This window comes from Desulfomonilaceae bacterium (assembly GCA_041662605.1).
In the GTDB taxonomy this organism is placed as follows: domain Bacteria; phylum Desulfobacterota; class Desulfomonilia; order Desulfomonilales; family Desulfomonilaceae; genus CAJBEZ01.
Window position 1 is genome coordinate 26,004 of record JBAZSD010000031.1, and the last position, 17,521, is coordinate 43,524.

Annotated in this window: 9 protein-coding genes; 2 read left to right on the forward strand and 7 right to left on the reverse strand. The window is 47.6% G+C overall.

All coding sequences use genetic code 11. The features are described from left to right. The first annotated feature begins 42 nt into the window (after window positions 1–42). Window positions 43–1,575: a trypsin-like peptidase domain-containing protein gene (locus WC647_17750; GenBank protein MFA6224148.1), complete on the forward strand. Its 1,533-nt coding sequence runs from the start codon at window positions 43–45 to the stop codon at window positions 1,573–1,575. On the opposite strand, the gene WC647_17755 is transcribed toward WC647_17750, so the two are convergent. The 5 genes from WC647_17755 to WC647_17775 form a co-directional block, all read right to left on the reverse strand. Then, a complete protein-coding gene (locus tag WC647_17755) occupies window positions 1,572–5,042 on the reverse strand; it encodes a response regulator (protein MFA6224149.1) in 3,471 nt (1,156 codons plus the stop codon). The genes WC647_17750 and WC647_17755 overlap by 4 nt on opposite strands. Then, complete coding sequence (locus tag WC647_17760; protein ID MFA6224150.1) at window positions 5,036–7,915, reverse strand: DEAD/DEAH box helicase; 2,880 nt, start codon at window positions 7,913–7,915, stop codon at window positions 5,036–5,038. Before WC647_17760 ends, WC647_17755 begins: the two co-directional genes overlap by 7 nt. Window positions 7,916–8,039: 124 nt before the next feature. Beyond that, window positions 8,040–8,765, reverse strand: a complete 726-nt coding sequence (locus tag WC647_17765) for a flavodoxin family protein (GenBank protein ID MFA6224151.1) — start codon at window positions 8,763–8,765, stop codon at window positions 8,040–8,042. 61 nt (window positions 8,766–8,826) lie between these two features. Further along, a complete protein-coding gene (locus WC647_17770) occupies window positions 8,827–9,309 on the reverse strand; it encodes a hypothetical protein (GenBank protein ID MFA6224152.1) in 483 nt (160 codons plus the stop codon). Between the two features lie 195 nt (window positions 9,310–9,504). Then, the gene (locus tag WC647_17775; protein ID MFA6224153.1) at window positions 9,505–10,839 is read right to left on the reverse strand and encodes a molybdopterin molybdotransferase MoeA; all 1,335 of its coding nucleotides are present in this window, start codon (window positions 10,837–10,839) and stop codon (window positions 9,505–9,507) included. Window positions 10,840–11,291: 452 nt separating this feature from the next. Between WC647_17775 and WC647_17780 the strand changes: the two genes are divergently transcribed. Next, the gene (locus WC647_17780) at window positions 11,292–14,201 is read left to right on the forward strand and encodes a cation-translocating P-type ATPase (protein MFA6224154.1); all 2,910 of its coding nucleotides are present in this window, start codon (window positions 11,292–11,294) and stop codon (window positions 14,199–14,201) included. Window positions 14,202–14,460: 259 nt separating this feature from the next. Here the strand turns inward: WC647_17780 and WC647_17785 are convergent, their stop codons facing one another. Both WC647_17785 and WC647_17790 read right to left on the reverse strand, forming a co-directional pair. Further along, window positions 14,461–14,994 carry a hypothetical protein gene (locus WC647_17785; protein MFA6224155.1) on the reverse strand — a complete coding sequence of 178 codons (534 nt, stop codon included), beginning with the start codon at window positions 14,992–14,994 and terminating at the stop codon, window positions 14,461–14,463. A 163-nt stretch (window positions 14,995–15,157) separates the two neighbouring features. After that, window positions 15,158–17,185 carry an SWIM zinc finger family protein gene (locus tag WC647_17790; protein MFA6224156.1) on the reverse strand — a complete coding sequence of 676 codons (2,028 nt, stop codon included), beginning with the start codon at window positions 17,183–17,185 and terminating at the stop codon, window positions 15,158–15,160. Between the last annotated feature and the right edge of the window lie 336 nt (window positions 17,186–17,521).

The window sequence follows — 17,521 nt, forward strand, 5'->3', positions numbered from 1 at the left end:
TCCATCCGGCGAGCGGATACGTTCAGAATCAAAAGCTTGTTTATGAAAATTTTCTCAACGAGACATCTCAGCTTAGGCTCTATTTTTCTGTTTGTGGTTTGTCTTGTTTTCTTTGTGTCTGGTTCGGCTCAGGCTGAGTCACAAAACCGGGCCATCGAAACGCAGGTCCTGCGTGTCTTCATAACAAAGAAGGCGCCGTATTATCACAAGCCGTGGAAGAGTCCGGATTTTTCGAACCTTAAAGCGAGCGGCTTCTTTTTCAGGGATGACAGGCTATTTCCTGGACGAAAAGGACTTATCCTAACAAACGCGCATGCTGTGTCCATGGCTGAAATCATCAAGGTCTCAAACGGTCGCGAAAAGAGACAATATGAAGTTAGAATATTGGGAATATGCAATTCAGCGGATTTTGCGGTCCTGGAAATGGCTCCCGCCGACATGAGGGTCTATGAGTCATTAAACGGCCCAATCGAACCATTGGAGCTTGGAGACAGTGACACTCTACGTGTTGGGGACAAAGTGCAGGGTTGGGGGTATCCATCTGGCGGAGAGAGAATAAGCAAGTCGGAACAGGGGGAAATAAGCCGGATAGAGGTAAAACGATATGTTTATTCACACGAATTGTGGCTCATAGCTCAGGCTTCGCTCCAACAGAATCAGGGGAATTCCGGGGGGCCGGTCCTCAAGGACGGTAAAGTGGTCGGTATGTCCTTTCAGGGGGTCAGGACAGGAGATCGGATAAATTATTTTATCCCGATAAATGTGGTCAAACATCTTGCCTCGGTCCTCGACAAACAGGAGTTGATCCCAAACTGGCGTTACGCCATTCAATTCATGTTTCCTCGATTAAGGGAATATTTCCATTTAGGGTCCGAGCAGGGGGGCGTCTTGCTAAATTATATCATCCCTGGTGGAGGACCCTACACTTTTGGACTCAAATCAGGAGACATAATTACTGAAATAGACGGTTTCAGAATAGACAATTTCGGAGAGATTTACTTCAAGCCGTTGGCGCAACGCCTCTATTTTTCCGAGATACTCAACCGCAAGCTCGTTGGCGATCCATTAAATATAAAGGTTATTAGAAACGGAAAGACACTGGACATTTTCGGCAAGGTAACTCCAGGGTTGCCACGCCTTGTACCCAAGATCTTCACGATGGCGAACTATTTCATCTTCGGCGGAATCGGTTTTGTCGAATTAACGATGAATTGCATAGAAAATCTAGGACAATCAGGCGAGACTCTCAGAGCAAGATACGCTGAATCTTTTCCGGAAATACCCTACCAGAAGATAGTTATAGTCTCCGAAATATTTCCGGAATATGGACTGGTCGATTCGACCGGTTTCTTGAACAGAGTGATCAAAATCGGAGATGTGGACGTTGTGAACATTCAGCAATTATATGACACAATTCAAGATCTGGCAGCCAAAGGGGAAAAACGGGTTCTTCTTAAAATCTGGTCTAACTCGACCTTGCCGTTGGACATCGCCAACGCCCCGGAACTTGATGGTCAAATAAAAGAAAAATACGGGATCCTTTACATGAAGACTCCTGGCGGGTTTAGCAACTAGTTTTCAGGCATAGCCTCTGTCCTGGATAAATCTGAAATACTCCGATCAATCTTTTCGAAGAGTTCCTTGAAATTCACTGGTTTGGATATATAATCATCCATCCCTGCCTCCAGACATCGTCCTCGATCCTCTTTGAGAGCATGAGCGGTCATGGCGATTATGGGCAGATGGACTCCTGTTTGCGCCTCTGACTCTCTGATCCGGCGGGTCGCCTCGAATCCGTCCATTTCCGGCATGGAAATATCCATTAAAATTAAATCAAATTGTTGTTCACCTAATAATTTAAGGACTCCAAGACCATTCTCCGCACAAACCACTTTGTATCCAGCTTTTTCCAGGAGTCTCACAGCCAGTATTCTGTTTATGGCGTTGTCTTCCGCTAGCAGAATGTTCGCCGTTTTGTGGTGAGCGTCCCTAGGAATTTCCACATCTGCAGACACCTCCTTGGGGGATTGGCGCAGCCTCCCCAAAACTCTTAGAAGGCTTGACTGAAGTTCGGATGGCTTGACAGGTTTTACCAACCATGACTTCAGGCCATATTTTTCAAGATCCTGAGAATCTCCGATCCTCGTAGCGGAAGAAAGCATCACGAGTTTAGTGTCTTTTATGTCTGGCTCGCTTCTGATCGACTCAGCCAATTGAAATCCGTCCATTTCCGGCATCATGCAGTCAATCAGCGCTATTGCAAACGGCTCGTTGGTGGACGAGGATTTTTTCATTACGTCCAGCGCATCAAACCCATTTTGAGTTGATGTGACTACCATTCCCCAATTGGATAATTGAACCTCAAGGATCTTCAGATTGGTCACATTGTCATCAACAACTAGAACTTTAACCCCTTCCAGTGATTCCGTCGGCGCAAGTTCATTCTCACGAATCTCTGTGACAGCAGGCGTCAACTGAATTGTGAAATGAAACTTGCTACCCTTGCCTAATTCGCTGTCCACCCATATTCGCCCGTTCATCATCTCAACAAGACGAGTTGATATGGACAATCCAAGCCCTGTTCCTCCATACCGCCTGGTAGTTGACGTGTCTGCCTGATCAAAAGGCTGAAATATCCTCTCTTTCTTTTCGGGAGAGATCCCTATGCCAGTATCGGCCACGCAAAAATGGATTGTGATTCGTGAGTTTTCCGTGTTCCACAAGTCCGCTGTAACCAGAATCTCGCCCTTCTCAGTGAATTTAATAGCGTTTGCCACCAGATTAACTATGATTTGACGTATGCGGACAGGGTCACCATAGAGGTCGTCAGGAACGTCCTCAGAAACCTCACACATCAGTTCCAGTCCCTTTTCTTCCGCCTGGAGAGCAAGACCGCGAATAGTATCGGACAAAGTATCTCTGAGCTTGAAATCCTCATTGTCTATCTCGAATTTTCCAGCTTCAATCTTGGAGAAATCCAGGATATCGTTGATGAGTTTGAGAAGTAGTTCCGACGAAGATTTGACCGTATTCAAATAGTCTCGTTGTTCGACGGTAAGCGCCGTTTCAAGAGCCAATTGTGTCATTCCGATAATGCCGTTCATTGGAGTGCGTATTTCATGACTCATATTAGCAAGGAATTCGCTTTTTGCCCTTGAGCCCTGTTCCGCCCGTTCCTTGGCGTCCATAAGTTCCTGTTCGAATCTTTTCCGCTCGCTCACATCCCTGATGATGCCCAAAAGCATCCTTTGATCGCCGAACCTGACCTCACTTATTGACAACTCAACCGGGAAAGTTTCGCCGTTTTTTCGTTTCGCGAGGAGTTCGGTCGTTTGGGAATATGGCTTATCTGAAGTACTGGCCATTACCTTCTTAACGAATTCATCAAATCCTGACGCAAAAGGTTCCGACATCAGGATGCTTGCGCTGTTATCGAAAACTTCCCCTTTTGAAAACCCAAAAATTGTTTCTGCCGCTGGATTAAAAGTTTCTATCTTCCCAAAGGGATTGACAGTAATGATGGCGTCCGAAGCGTTTTCAACGACGGATCTCAATCGAATTTCGCTACGTCGGAGTTCGATCTCCGTATTTTTCCGTTCCGTAACATCTTCTACAACAGTCACAACGCCGATGATCCGACCTTTTTCGAGAATTGGAGACGATGTCGATGAGATCTGAAAAACCTTGCCTGTTTGAAGTATTCGAGCGCTCTCCTCTCGTGAAACCTTGGCGTCCCTTTCTATAGCCTCCGATGCCGTGCTTGAAACGAATAGAAGTTGTCCATTCATGACTTGCTGGAACTCTACAAAGTGTTCAATCCTTTTTCCAACTATGTCGTGTGAGGACAATCCTAGCAGGCTTTCAGCAGCGGGATTGACAAACGTCACCTGGCCGTTTCTATCCAATACGTAGATCGCCTCCACCATGTTGTCCGTTATATTCTTCAGGCGATAAGTCTGTTCTTCAATTCGCCTGTTCTGATCGGCCAGTTTAACTCGACTGCGTTCTCCGACGTAAATAAACGCGAAAAAAGCTAGCAGAAAAAGCGAGAACCCTGTTGATTTTAAGATCAAATCATTCCAGCGAACCGAAAAACTGGCATCCTTTAACAACGAAAAAATGTATGCGTTTTGCCTGCCGCCAATGTTGAATACGGGTACGAATGTAGCGATGTAATCGGTATCATTGGCGGCGACTCCTATACAGAATGGTTTGCCCAGAAGGACTAGTGGACTGACCTCAGCTTTGATCTGACTGGAAATTCTAGAAATCGCTTCCCGATCGGATTCTAAGGATTGAGCGGTGGAATAAGTTTCTCTGTCAAAATCCTCGTAGACATAATCTTCACCAAACGGTGAGGGTATAAATTTGAACGTCTCATCAGAAACCGGAATTTTTTCAATCACTTCTTTTTTGATCAAGAATGAGAATTTCTCCGGTCCATACAGTTTTTCCATGGAAGTCCTTAGCGCTTCGAAAGAGACTCCCAATTCAGCGCTTCCTATATGTATTCCCTGAAAAGTAAGGGGAAAAACGTACCTGAACCCTGGTCCGCCAAGACCTTCCTCATACCCTTCAACTTTGACTTTGGCTGTATTCACAAACTTGATTGAGGGCCTGGAATCAAATAGGTTGTCCCCAAATCTCGATGGAATATGAAATCGAAGGAGACTTTCTCCATTGGCAAGGTGAAAATGAAGCTGCCTGAAGTTCCTGTCTACAAGTCTTTGGTAGGTGTCGTTTAGCCTCGCAAACAGTTCACCACGTGCAATTGCCCTGATTTTAGGATCTTTGGATTTGTATGCTTTTGCTACGATAGAAAGAATTTCCGGCTGGTCTATAACCTCTTCAAAAATGGTGTTGGTAAGAAGGCTGTATGAATTCAGAGTGGCGTTGTACTGGTTCCCAAGGTACTGAATTCTGCTACTCTTAAGGCTCGAAACCCGGCGATTGTAATCACGGTAAATAAATGAAAATCCTAAAACTTGAAGGACCATGAAAACCAGGACGAGAAATTTGGTTGAAGTTAGAGTCTTTAACATGAGTCATTTTTCCAGGAAACGGGGATCCTTGAGCTTACACCGTCCCTGCGCCGGTACATCAGGTATCCTTTTTCTATCCCGAACTGATACAAATCTCTAGTGATAACAACATCATCTCTACAGTATTTCTCCACCAGGTCAAGACGACCCTCCCGAAACCATTTTGCAGCGTCCAGTCCGCTTCCACTTTTTCGTTTTCCCAGCGTAAATTCGGCCAGATGATCCAGGCTTAAGCGATGCCCAAGGGTTTTTTGAATTTCGAGTAACATGTCCAGGTTGCGGTGGCCTCTCAGATTCTCATTCGTATATGCGCTAAGGACTTCATAGTCAAATTTAATGTGATTAAAGCCTACAACCATATCTGAGCAGGTCAGAAAACTTACAAGCTCATCCACGTTCTCTTCGGTAAACGTCTTGAACCCATGAATGGTCGAATAGGTTACCGCTATGGACATTTTCATCCGGGAGACATATTTCCAGCCGCCAACTTCGTCGGCGAGTTTTTGGGTCTCAAGATCGAAGAAAACTACATGGTCTGCTTTGTCGAGCTTTGAATTCATTTTGGGTTCCTCCGTCCTGGCAGTAGGTTCATTAATCCTGTGAGCAGCTTTTTCGTCTTTAGGGACTTGACGATGGTCTGGAGTCTTTGTTTCAGAGTTCTTGGGAATAGCTTTTTGGGGAAAGTTCAGCAGTTCGGAGTGGAGAAGACAGTCAAGAATTTTAATGCAAGCTTCCTTATCCAACGGCTTGTTGCCAGATCCGCATTTTGGGGAATGAATACAGGACGGACAGCCCGTTTCGCACTCGCATCCTTTTACAAGATTCAAGGTGGTGGATAGAAGCTCCTCAAGAACGTCGAAAACCGTGTGAGCCAATCCCACACCACCGGCATGCCCATCATAGATGAACACGGCTGCCCGGCAGACCTGTTCATGATCCGGACAACTTATTCCACCAATGTCGTCACGTTCGCACAGCGCAAACAGCGGGAACATGGAAATTGCAGCATGTTCCATGGCATGAATCCCACCCATGAAATGAAACTCCGATTTCTTTATTGCTTCCTTGATTTCATCCGGGATTTCGATCCACAAACCGACCGTTTCGAAAGTCAGAGTCGGCAAGTCAAGATCAACAACGCCAATTAACTCCTGTCCGCTTGTACGACGTTTTTCATAGCCTGTTACTTTTTCACTGACCCTTAATCTGGCCTCACGAGCAATGAAACCGGGAAACTCACGAGTACGAAGAGGAGCCCCCAGAATCTTCGTGTCCTTTTCAGAAATTGATTTTGTGTAATACCCTACTGAAGAAGGGCGCACAAATACGTTCCTTTTTTCAAGGTCTAGCCTGGTGACCACGTACTGTCTGGTTCGATGCAGGTATATCGCTCCCTCATGACACTCATGGAAAGCCCTTGAGCCCGACGATATCCCAATCGGCGTCTTGCCCCCTTCGAGGAATATAGCGTAGGACCCTCCAACATTTCGTAAGTCAACATCCCTGTGAGGTCGAGGATTGATCGAATGGATAACTCCATCCGCGGATTTGTAGATCGCTCCCTTTTCTACTAGACTCTCAACTGCCGATTGGGCCTGATTTGTACGGATCCAGTTTTCTGAAGAATGTATGGGGGTTTCAGCGGCGGCGCACGGGATATGTTTTTTCAGAACCTCTATATTTAGTGGATCAAGCGTCGCCTTTTCACATTTTCGGATGAAAAAGTCCGAGGGATTATGAACAAAATACTGGTCCAGAGCGTCATGGCCCGCGATCATGACAATAGCGCTGGGCCTGCCCTGGCGGCCAACCCGACCGCCCCGCTGCCAGGTATTGACTATTGTGCCGGGATATCCCACCAGTATGCAGAGATCAAGGCCTCCCACGTCTATTCCCATTTCCAGAGCGGACGTGGAAATCACACCGTCGAGCGCTCCTGAAAAAAGTTTTCCTTCTATTTCCCGCCGTTCTTCCGGTAAAAAGCCTGCCCTGTAGGAACTTATGCGGTTTCTCAAATGTGGGGCCTCGTTCAGCGCCCACAGAGTTATGAGTTCAGTAATTTTTCTGGCCCTTGTGAACACTATTGTTTTGAGCCCCGATTCGACAGCTTTTACAAAAAGGCTTGATGCGACCGTATATGGGCTCAGAATCGGGTTCAGGAAAACAAAATGCCTTTCAGAAGAGGGGGCGCCGGATTTGTCCACTACATGAACTTTGTCGTTGATAAGGGTAGAAACGAATTCTCCCGGATTCCCTATGGTTGCCGAACATGAAAAGAACTGGGGCTTAGCGCCGTACAGAGCGCACACCCTCTTTGTCCTCAACAATACCTGTGAAACGTGGCTTCCAAATATTCCTTTGTAAGTATGAACTTCATCGAGAACGATGATCGCCAGCTTCCTGAAAAAATTCCTCCATGACTCATGGAACGCCAGCAATCCGAGATGAAGCATGTCAGGATTGGTTATCAGGGCTCGGGGAGGCTTATTCCTGATTTTTTTTCTTTCCGACTCGGGTGTGTCTCCGTCATAGACAGCGGCGCTCACGCCAATCTTTGTGGAAAGAGCGCGAAAAGAATCCAGTTGATCCCGTTCCAGCGCCTTTAAGGGGAACAGCATGAGAGCGTGCGACTCGGGATCCCTGATGAGACGGTCTAGGGCCGGAACCTGATAGCACAAGGTTTTTCCGCTAGAAGTGCTTGTCGAAAGAGCGACATTTGCTCCCTCGGAGGCTTTTCCAATCGCTTCGGCCTGATGACGGTAGTAAGATTTAATCTCAGTCGATTTGATCAGATCTTGAACAAGGCCATGAACCCGCTCTGGCGACTTCTCAAAGATTGGGTCAATTTGGGGTAACAGTTCATGGTGAACCACATCCCAGTTTCTTCCAGAACTGGTTCGAAGCCATTCTAAAAAATCAGAAACCAAAGCGACATTCCAGGCGATCGTTTCCTGATTTCAGGAAATGATGAGAAAAAAGAAAGTTTTATAAAAATAGCTATTTTCGTTTAATTTTCGAAAGCTCTTGGTCCCAGTACACGTTTACTGCGTTTACATAAGCCGATCTCGGAACGATGGGAGCGCTCGCCTCAGTCATGATCTCGTTCGAGATCTTTCCATGGAGGCAGACCTCCTCGCCGGCTTTGCTGATAGCGTTGAGACATTTGCTTGTTTCTTCGGGAAGCATGTCAGCGAATTCCAGTATGTGAGCGTGAGGACGAAGCACGTGACCCGCGTACTGGGCGTGGAAATTCAGGCACATTCGCTCACAATGATGTTGTAATGCCTCAAAGTTGTCCATTTCGTAAAAACCGCAACCGCTTATGAGAACAAACTTCCATTCTCTGTCTATCCTTTGTGGATGACGGCAATGATCGTCCAGAATAATAAACTCCGGTTTGGCGCAAGGAATCAGTCTGTCGAGAAAAATTTTCGCCTGAGCCGTCATACCGTCAACATACAGCGGTGTCGCCAGGACGAAAATATCACACCAGTCGCATTTCTCAATCAGGTCTGCCTGATCATCCTTGAAAACGCATTTTCCAGGCGTTTTTATCCAGCAGGTGAAACAGCCCATGCATGGATTGATCTTTTTCCTGTTCAGGAATACTTCGTCAACCTCGGCTCCGGCCGCGACAGCTCCCTGGACAAAAGCCTTCTGAATAATTCCCGTAATGCCTTTTTCCCCGTGAGGACTTGCGTTTACTACAAGCATTTTTGGCATAGGCCGACATCCTTTCAAACATGAGCTTGGAGCTTAAGATGAAGTTTGCGGGATAGATCTGTTAGTGTTCGTTTTCCAGGTCCCAGTCCGGGAAGATGATCATCTGACCGATTATGGCCGCGTCATCACCCTCAAGGATATCATGAAAATTAGCTATCGCGCCAAGTTCGTTTCTCGTATATTTCTGAATCACAACGTAGGGCAAGCCACCCTGAACAGAAGTGGCAAAGACGAGCGCCTCTTCACCCATCCCAGTGCGGCAGTCAATTATGCTCGAATTTGTTATTGTTGTTACAGCGAAGGCGTGCCGTTCTATCGCCTCTTTCTTTACATATTCCACAAGCAGCTTTTTCTGTTCCTGAGTCTCATAAGGGATAATGATGGGGAAGAGGCCGGACATGGTGTGTAAAATTGCGGTAGGGATATGCGAACCTGACGCAAGAAGTGTTTTTCGCGCTATCGGGGCCATGCTTCGGACGGACTCCACGATCATGTCATGCATCGCCACTATTACGGTTGACATTGCGACCGGCTCACTGTTCATCAGCTTGTAACTCCGATTTCATGAGGCAGCCTGTCGCAGGCGCTCATAAATAACTGATTGTCCCAATTAACCATGAATAATGCGCCTGTCGGGATAAATCAAGACCCGCCTTCGTGGTCTCACGAGTTTTATGGGTTCGGCATACTGTTTTATTTGTATCAAATGTGCTGGATGATGATAGCTTGGACACGAAGCTCAGGTTGACCTCTTTTTTGTCTGAAATCCGTGAGCAGCCAGTATAAATGGAGCTGGCCCGGTAATCAGCGGACACGGACAAATATCCACCTCAATTCCGTACAGATCTAGAGCAGCGAAAGGAACTATAGTCTGAGATTCGAGCCGTCCAACTCCCTCTGGAATCTTGATTATTGCCCGGGTTCGGTTCATCCCGGATAGACGCCGTGTCATGTCCAGTGGCGCCAAATGAAACTCAGAGTTCTGTCTCGATAAATCGCAGTGGACAAACTGTGTCCAATCCGACTGGCAGACAACTTCCCGAACCAGTCGTCCGTAGAGTTGAAGAAACGGATGCGCCTTGCAACCTGCCATGCGTAGGAGCGAGGGCAGTACGATCATGAAGAAAGCCATCTCGTTGGAAGGCGGACCGCCAGGGAGACAAAAGATGGTTTTTCCGTCAATCTGCCCCATTCCAACGGCTTTTCCCGGACCCATGCGGACCCTGTGAAAAATAAGTTTCCACCCGAGGCTGTCCAGGACTTTCACAACCAGATCGCGATCCCCAGTCCAGGCTCCGCCAGAGGTGATCAAAACGTCCAGGCCGTCAATCATCGATTCAATCGAAGCTGCCAGTTTATCGAATGAATCTCCACAGACTTCGATTGAGCAAGGGATGCCTTTCGAACGTAACCACGCTTCCTGCAACGCCACGTTACTGGCATAAAGTTTTCCCTCTTTGATTGGTCTCCCAGGAAGTAAAACCTCATCTCCTGTAGCAAGGAGACCAACGCGAGGCCTACGAACAACCGGCGCCTGCGAAACTCCGCCGGCCACCAGCAGACCAATCCTGCCAGGTGTAAGCTCTACGCCGGTTCGGACCAGAACCTCTCCGGCGCTCACGTCGGCGCCTCTGCAAAGGATGTTCCTCCCGGGATAAGCGTCGGCAAAAGCAAGAACAGCGCCTGGACGCTCTTCCGTGAACTCTTCGGCAAGAACTGCGTCTGCGCCTTTGGGAATGACTGAGCCGCTAAGTATGCGGACCGCCGTTCCGGGCGCTATGCCAATCGACATTTCCGGGTCCGCCCCGGCCCCAATTACGCCGATGAGCTTCAGCTCAACCGGTCGGGAAGATGTCGCGGCGGAAATATCGCTGGAGACAACAGCATAACCGTCTTTCATCGACGAATCGACCGACGGGGAGTCAACTATGGCCGTTATGTCACGTGACGCTATTCTTCCCAGTGAATCCACCGTTGAACACCACTCTTCCGGGAGCGGGAGGACGCTATCCAGGGCAAGACTCAACGCCTCTTCAAAGCCTATGAATTTTTGTTCAAACCTGGACTGGTCCATTCTATTTCTCTACATTCGTGATTAAGGCGTCTGTTCATGAACACGCCAGTCAAAAACAAAGAATAAAGACTCGCAGCCTAAACAGGAACTCTGGTGAACGCCTGCTGGAGTTAGGATACAGAGTTCGTTGCAGTGTTCCAATAAGCCATGATATTCTTTTTCTAAGTTTCGCCGGTGGTTCCTGAGAAGAAGCGTTCCCTATGTAGAAACACTATATCACGGAACCACCCATGAAGCTCTACAGATGCTTAAACCCGAAAAAACTGTTTCATGGGGCTATCAGGATAGGTTTTCCAAACGTGGTGACTATGACGAACTGGGTAGGTGATCCCAAATAGCCAGCCAGTTTGCCGAGACATATTGACTCGGGTTTCTTTATTAATTTAACCGGGATCTGATTTCAGAATAAACGATCTCAAACATTTGCGACAGCTAATTGGAGGTTAGATCGTATGAACCAAAGGGACACGGGCGTGGCGCTAGTCTGGCACACCCTTTCAGCAGAAGAAACAGCCCGCAGCTTCGGCGCGGATCTAGACAGGGGCCTTAGTAATAAAGAAGCTGCTCGCCGCCTTGAGGGATCAGGTTACAATGAGCTTCAGGAAGCTCCGCGTCATCCCTTTTGGCGCCTGTTGTTAGCCCAATTTGAGAATTTCGTAGTCATGATGCTGATTGTAGCGAGTCTTGTCTCCTCATTTTTGGGAGAGTATCTCGAAGCTTCGGTCATAATGGCAATAGTACTACTCAACGCAATCATTGGAGTCATCCAGGAATCTAAGGCCGAGGAGGCCCTCGCTGCGCTGAAAAAAATGGCGGCGCCTAATTCTAACGTGGTCCGTGACGGTGTGAGGGTAACTATTCCGAGTCGGGAACTCGTGCCTGGCGATGTTGTGATAATGGAGGCCGGGAATTATGTGCCTGCGGATTTACGCCTCATCGAAACAGTTAATCTGCGTATCGAGGAGGCTGCTCTCACCGGTGAATCCGTACCCGTAACCAAACAAGCCGATGAAGTTCTGGAGGAAGATATCCCCTTGGGGGATCGACGAAACGCCGCTTTCATGGGAACGCTTATTTCGTACGGACGCGGCAGCGGATTAGTGGTGGCGACAGGAATGCAAACACAGATGGGAATGATCGCCGAGATGCTTAGTACGATTTCAACGGAGCCTACACCCCTGCAGCAGAGGCTTGATCAACTAGGCAAACAACTTGGATACGCCTGCATGGTGATCTGTGCGGTAGTTTTCATGGTGGCGGTTTTGAATCAGACCAATCTTTCGCTGATCACCGGTCCGGATGGAGGGTTTTTAGTTTATCTTAGCAAATACTCCAACGTTCTTTCGTCGCTTTTCATTATTGCTGTGAGCCTCGCAATCGCGGCAGTGCCGGAAGGGCTTCCCGCTGTGGTCACCATCACTCTCGCCCTCGGAATGAAAGAGATGGTCCGACGGCATGCGCTTATGCGGAGGTTGGCCGCTGTTGAAACCCTGGGATCGGTCAGCGTCATCTGCTCCGACAAAACGGGCACGCTCACCCAGAACCAGATGACCGCGGTCCGCTTGTGGACGGATGATCACATGTTTTGCATCACAGGAGAAGGGTATGAGCCAAAGGGACAATTCCACCTGGAAGACAAGCGGATAGATATAACGGAATATCCTGGGGCCATATCGACATTATTGTCAGGGACCCTTGCCTCAGACGCATATCTGGAGACTTCCGGCAAAGAACGTGACGGATCATTTCGGATGGTTGGAGATCCGACTGAAGGGGCCATTGTGGTGGCGGCAGTGAAGGCCGGAGTTCACAAGGCCGAACTCGACAGACTATATCCGAGAATATTCGAGATCCCTTTTGATTCTGCGAGAAAACGTATGTCCACCGTACACCTTGGCGCCAATCGTGAGGACATGGCATCAGGCTTCCCCTTCATTATTGACACTGTCCAGAACAAGGACATTTACATCACAGCTTGTAAGGGCGCTCCAGGGGTACTCATGGGATTTTGCACGCATTACCAGCGTATCACAGGGGAGACCGCGCTTCTGAGTGATGATCGTAGAGAGCAGATTCTGAACGCCTACAAATTGATGGCGCGTGAGGCGCTCCGCGTAATCGCTGTTTCGTATCGTGTTTCTTATTCGGCTCCTAACGTGGATGTCCCTGCCGAACTGGAGAGCAACCTGGTTTTTCTAGGGCTGGTTGGGATTATAGATCCGGCTAGACCTGAGGCGCGGTCAGCCATTGCCTCCGCGCGCCTGGCGGGGATACGAACTATCATGATAACTGGCGACTACCCGGATACTGCGGCAGCTATAGGTAGAGACATAGGTCTTATAGAAAATGAGGGCCAGGTTCTGAGAGGCCAAGCGATTGATCGTCTTGACAAACCAGGGCTTATCGAGGCGCTTGGCTCAACAAACATTTTTGCTCGTGTCAATCCTGAGCACAAAGTGCGTATCGTGGATGGACTCAAACAACGAGGTGAGATAGTCGCCATGACCGGCGACGGCGTGAACGACGCTCCGGCGCTTAAGCGCGCCGACATCGGAATCGCTATGGGTATCACCGGTTCGGACGTCGCCAAGGAAACTGCGGACATGGTCCTTACGGATGACAACTATGTGAGCATTGTGGCTGCGGTAGAACAGGGTCGTATCATCTATGCCAACATCAGGAGGTTCGTTTTTTTCCTTCTCTCGTCAAATGTGGCGGAGATTCTGATTATCTTCCTGCCTACTCTGTTTGGCTTTCCCTGTCCACTTACCGCAATTCAGCTCTTATGGCTCAACCTGGTGACTGATGGAGCCCCGGCCCTAGCTCTGGCCAAGGAAAAAGGCGACCCGGACGTGATGCTGCATCCTCCCAGGCCCAAGACCGAACCGATCATTCATGGCCCGATGCGTAAAGGCATCCTGATTCAGGCCGTCGCTCAAAGTGGTGTAACTCTAACCGCTTTTTCACTAGGCCTTTTCTGGCATTTGCAGTCTGTTGGAGCGATTCCACCAGAGGAACATCCTCTTTTCTTTCTTTTTAAATACAACTGGAGTGGCGTTGAAGTTACTACGGCCGGAACCATGGCATTTGTAACGCTTTCCATGTGTGAGTTGTTCCGTGCTTTCACAGTCCGCTCAGACAGGTTCTCTGTCTTTCAAATTGGCTTATTCTCAAATCGATTCATGGTAGGCGCCGTATTGATTTCAATGGGACTTCTAGTGGTAACGGTTATTGTGCCATTTTTGAATGCCATTTTTCAAACAAATCCGCTCAGCTTCCGGGAATGGGGCGCAGTTATTGGTTTGTCTTTAGTCCCGGCGATTACCGAAGAGATAACCAAGTGGTTTCAGCGGTCAAAGTGATCATTTCTCTCTCTGTGGGGATTTCCCTGATTATCGTCGTTTTCCTGTTCAAGAAAATCAGCTTTTTCAGGAAAAATGGAAATCGATAAAAATGTTATGCGCAGCTCTTCATCTGTTATTTTTCAGATTATGATTTTCTACTGAAAAGCAATGAAGGGAGCAACAGTGCATGGCCACGATTCAGATAGACTCGAACAGTAAGTGAGACAGTGATATTATGCAATTTTTGTGGAAAAACACTTGAAGGGCAGACACAAAGTCATAACTCTGATTCGTTCCGAAGCGTCTTCTGCACGAATATAAACTCCTGAGCGAAGTTTTCATCAAAGTCGTCGACGATTTCTTCGCAGCAACTCTGAAGCTTTTCTGGAGGTCCTACCTTGATTCGATGTTCAAAGACGGAGCACAATCCATCAAGGAGATCTGACATAATTTCCGCTTCGCTCTCGTCGAGCCCCTCAGATAAATCCTCCTTAAGCGATGGGTACAGTCCCGCAATAAAATATGAAATGTTATAGCCGACTCGGTTGTCAACTATACCAATTACGCTGATCCAGTAATGAGCTTCGTAATCTGTAATCGTTACTGTTTCGAGAGAATTCAAATATTTTTTGAGGTAACCCTCGATTTTCTTTTTAGCGGCGCTTTTCCCCGACACGGTCAATTTTATTCTAACCGGAGGCTCGAGTTCCGAAGGCTCAGTTGAAACTGGAAATAACAATAGGTTGTCCACGGACTTCCCGGATTTTACTTTGTCGCCAGGATTGCTGACAAGTCGATCACGTTTTTTCATCGCTTCCCCTCGAGCAGACAAACCTCATAACTTTCAGGTCTAAGAAAGTAATCGCATTTTGTTTTCACTTGGTTCAACTATAATCTTAATTCGCATTCCTGCGCCTCTATTTTTATGTATATCAGAAATCACATTTGGATTCCCTGCTTTCATGTAACTGAGATCATGTGTCAATTATTCTTTTTCCCATCATTCCGTCAAGAATCTGCATTAAATTGCGCTTTGCCTTATGTTTTGCCCTGATTCCAGCAATGAGGGTGGTCCACTCGTCAACACGCCCAGTCTTCTGATATACATCCCGCATTTGTCGCAAGTACATAGCCGCTACTTCATAAGCCGAGGTTTTCACAAGGTTTATCTGATTCTCTGCTAATTTCCACCATATTTTCAATGATTCATCAGGGTGTGAATTCTTGACCGCCTCGGCAACCTGGGTATCGAAGGAACTGGCAAGGTATGGGGTTTTCTTGGCTATCTCATACCATCGTAAAACCTCAGGGGTATCCTTCTCATAAATTGATATTGCGATTAAAGGGCTAACATCGGGGAACTGTTGATACCTTGAAGCCTTAATCTCTGTTGATATCTCGGGACTTGGAAGTGGCCACAAGTTTATGTTTGAGCCGACTGCTTTAGCCTTGCCGGTCTTGGCCTTAACATCAGGTCTGACGCCTTTCTGCAAGAAAGCGATAACAGCCTCTTTGACTGTCGTCCATTCGCCGACTGCCTCCGCTGCTTTCTCGAGGTCCTTGTAGGATTCCAATGATGAGTGGTTAAAGAATTCCAGTGCCCGGTAAGCTGCGACCATGGAAAGCTGCTTGTCTTCTTCCGCCATTCTCCGCAATTTGTCTTCAAGTTTCCATGCGATTCCAGGGGCTTTGTCTATAGTGAGTTGGAAGCCCTCAACCGCAGTAGCTTTAGCTTCGACCCTCATGCCCGCTTCAAGCAGACGCTCAATTAGCAAACCATAACATTGGGTTAAAGGAGCTTCACGTTTAAGTAAAGGAACTATCTCCTGTTCCCTTCCGGACAGTTCCAGCGCCATGATTGCCCAATCCACGACCTGCCTACGCTTATAGTCTTCATGAAAAGTTTCCCTATTGTCCGACAACGGTAAATTCCCGAGTCGGTTTAAAAGGGTATTGGCCACCTCGCTCCAGGCATTTTCATCATATTGATTATCATCAAAATAATCTTGCGGGTCATCCAGTATCCCAAATTCATCTTCCAGAAAAGTCTCAATCATCCACAAAATCTGGTCGGAAGAAGCTAGTGTGGATTTATCCAACGCCCGAAAAATTACTTTCATGCATTCCGCAATCTGCTCGCCGGTTTCTCCTTCATCATTCGACGATTCCACTTGTTCGTTACCCAAACTCCACAGATCTTTGCCCAAGTCGAGAACTTCATCCGCGTGACCTGAATTCAGTAGCGATTCCAATCGGGCACGTACATGCGAATAGTCCGGAATATTATTTTCTCCTGACCAGTGGTTTTCCCACGCCGGTTCAGACGCCAGGTTTTCTATTTCGGAACGGATTGATCTCACAGTCTTGCTGATTCGACCGCTCCTGACGTCTTCCTCCTCTTCAATACGGGCGCCGATCTCAGGATGCTCGTCAACGAGATTTACTACGAACTCTACCAATTGATCTTTGCTCATGCTCTCGATTTTTCGGCGCACTACGGTAGCCCTGCGCGTTTTGCCAGAACGCCTGGGAGGCTCAGGCAAATTTGAGTCATGTTCCTCTTCTGACCCGTCCAAGGTTTCCGCAAATTCTGAATCAGCGTCTTCTTCGTCTTCCTCGTCCGTGATCCAATCCGAAGTTCGTGCGCTTTTTTTCTCCTCGATCAATCGAAATCGCCGGTCATTTGCTGAAGCTTCGGGGATATCCTTTTTGCTTTTCAATGAGTCAAGCAAGGATAGAACCAGGGCTACACTGTGTTTACAGGGATTCCAATAACTTGGGCATGAACAACTGGCTGAAAGTTTTCCTGAAGAGTCGATCATCACCTTGGTAGCGTAAAGTTCCGAACCTTGAACCCAGGCGATAATCCCTCCATCCTTTGTCATATTGAGGTCCTGAACCTGGGTTTTGTAGGACTTCCCCCGAGACAGACTTGTCGACGCGGCCCAAGTAGACAAATCATCCCAAGTGAGCTGCGCAAACCCTGATTCATTCTTGCTCATGGCGCCTATTCCCCTTTACCTGATCCCAGCGGATGAGAACCGTTATACACGGAAAAAAGATCTTGGAAAATATACTATTGGACGAAAATTCAGTAAATTTAAGCACTCGAAACATCAATATCTTTTTCTTGATTTTTTTATTATGAAGCTTGTCAATCACGCATCAAAGAATTAGTTTGCGGGCGCGTGGCGCCCAAAGGTATATTTAAAGGGCGTCTCTAAAAATTGATTGATTTTTCAGTCCACAGTCTTCGCGGCTTGTTCAGTCTGTGCTATAGGGAAAGTATATCAAGCAGGGAGGACAAAGAAAATGCCAATTCGCCTTCAACCTGGTTT

Coding starts and splice junctions, on each gene's coding strand:
- WC647_17750 (MFA6224148.1), top strand. CDS start 43: ATGAAAATTTTCTCAACGAGACATCTCAGCTTAGGCTCTATTTTTCTG.
- WC647_17755 (MFA6224149.1), bottom strand. CDS start 5,042: ATGTTAAAGACTCTAACTTCAACCAAATTTCTCGTCCTGGTTTTCATG.
- WC647_17765 (MFA6224151.1), bottom strand. CDS start 8,765: ATGCCAAAAATGCTTGTAGTAAACGCAAGTCCTCACGGGGAAAAAGGC.
- WC647_17770 (MFA6224152.1), bottom strand. CDS start 9,309: ATGAACAGTGAGCCGGTCGCAATGTCAACCGTAATAGTGGCGATGCAT.
- WC647_17775 (MFA6224153.1), bottom strand. CDS start 10,839: ATGGACCAGTCCAGGTTTGAACAAAAATTCATAGGCTTTGAAGAGGCG.
- WC647_17780 (MFA6224154.1), top strand. CDS start 11,292: ATGAACCAAAGGGACACGGGCGTGGCGCTAGTCTGGCACACCCTTTCA.
- WC647_17785 (MFA6224155.1), bottom strand. CDS start 14,994: ATGAAAAAACGTGATCGACTTGTCAGCAATCCTGGCGACAAAGTAAAA.
- WC647_17790 (MFA6224156.1), bottom strand. CDS start 17,185: ATGAGCAAGAATGAATCAGGGTTTGCGCAGCTCACTTGGGATGATTTG.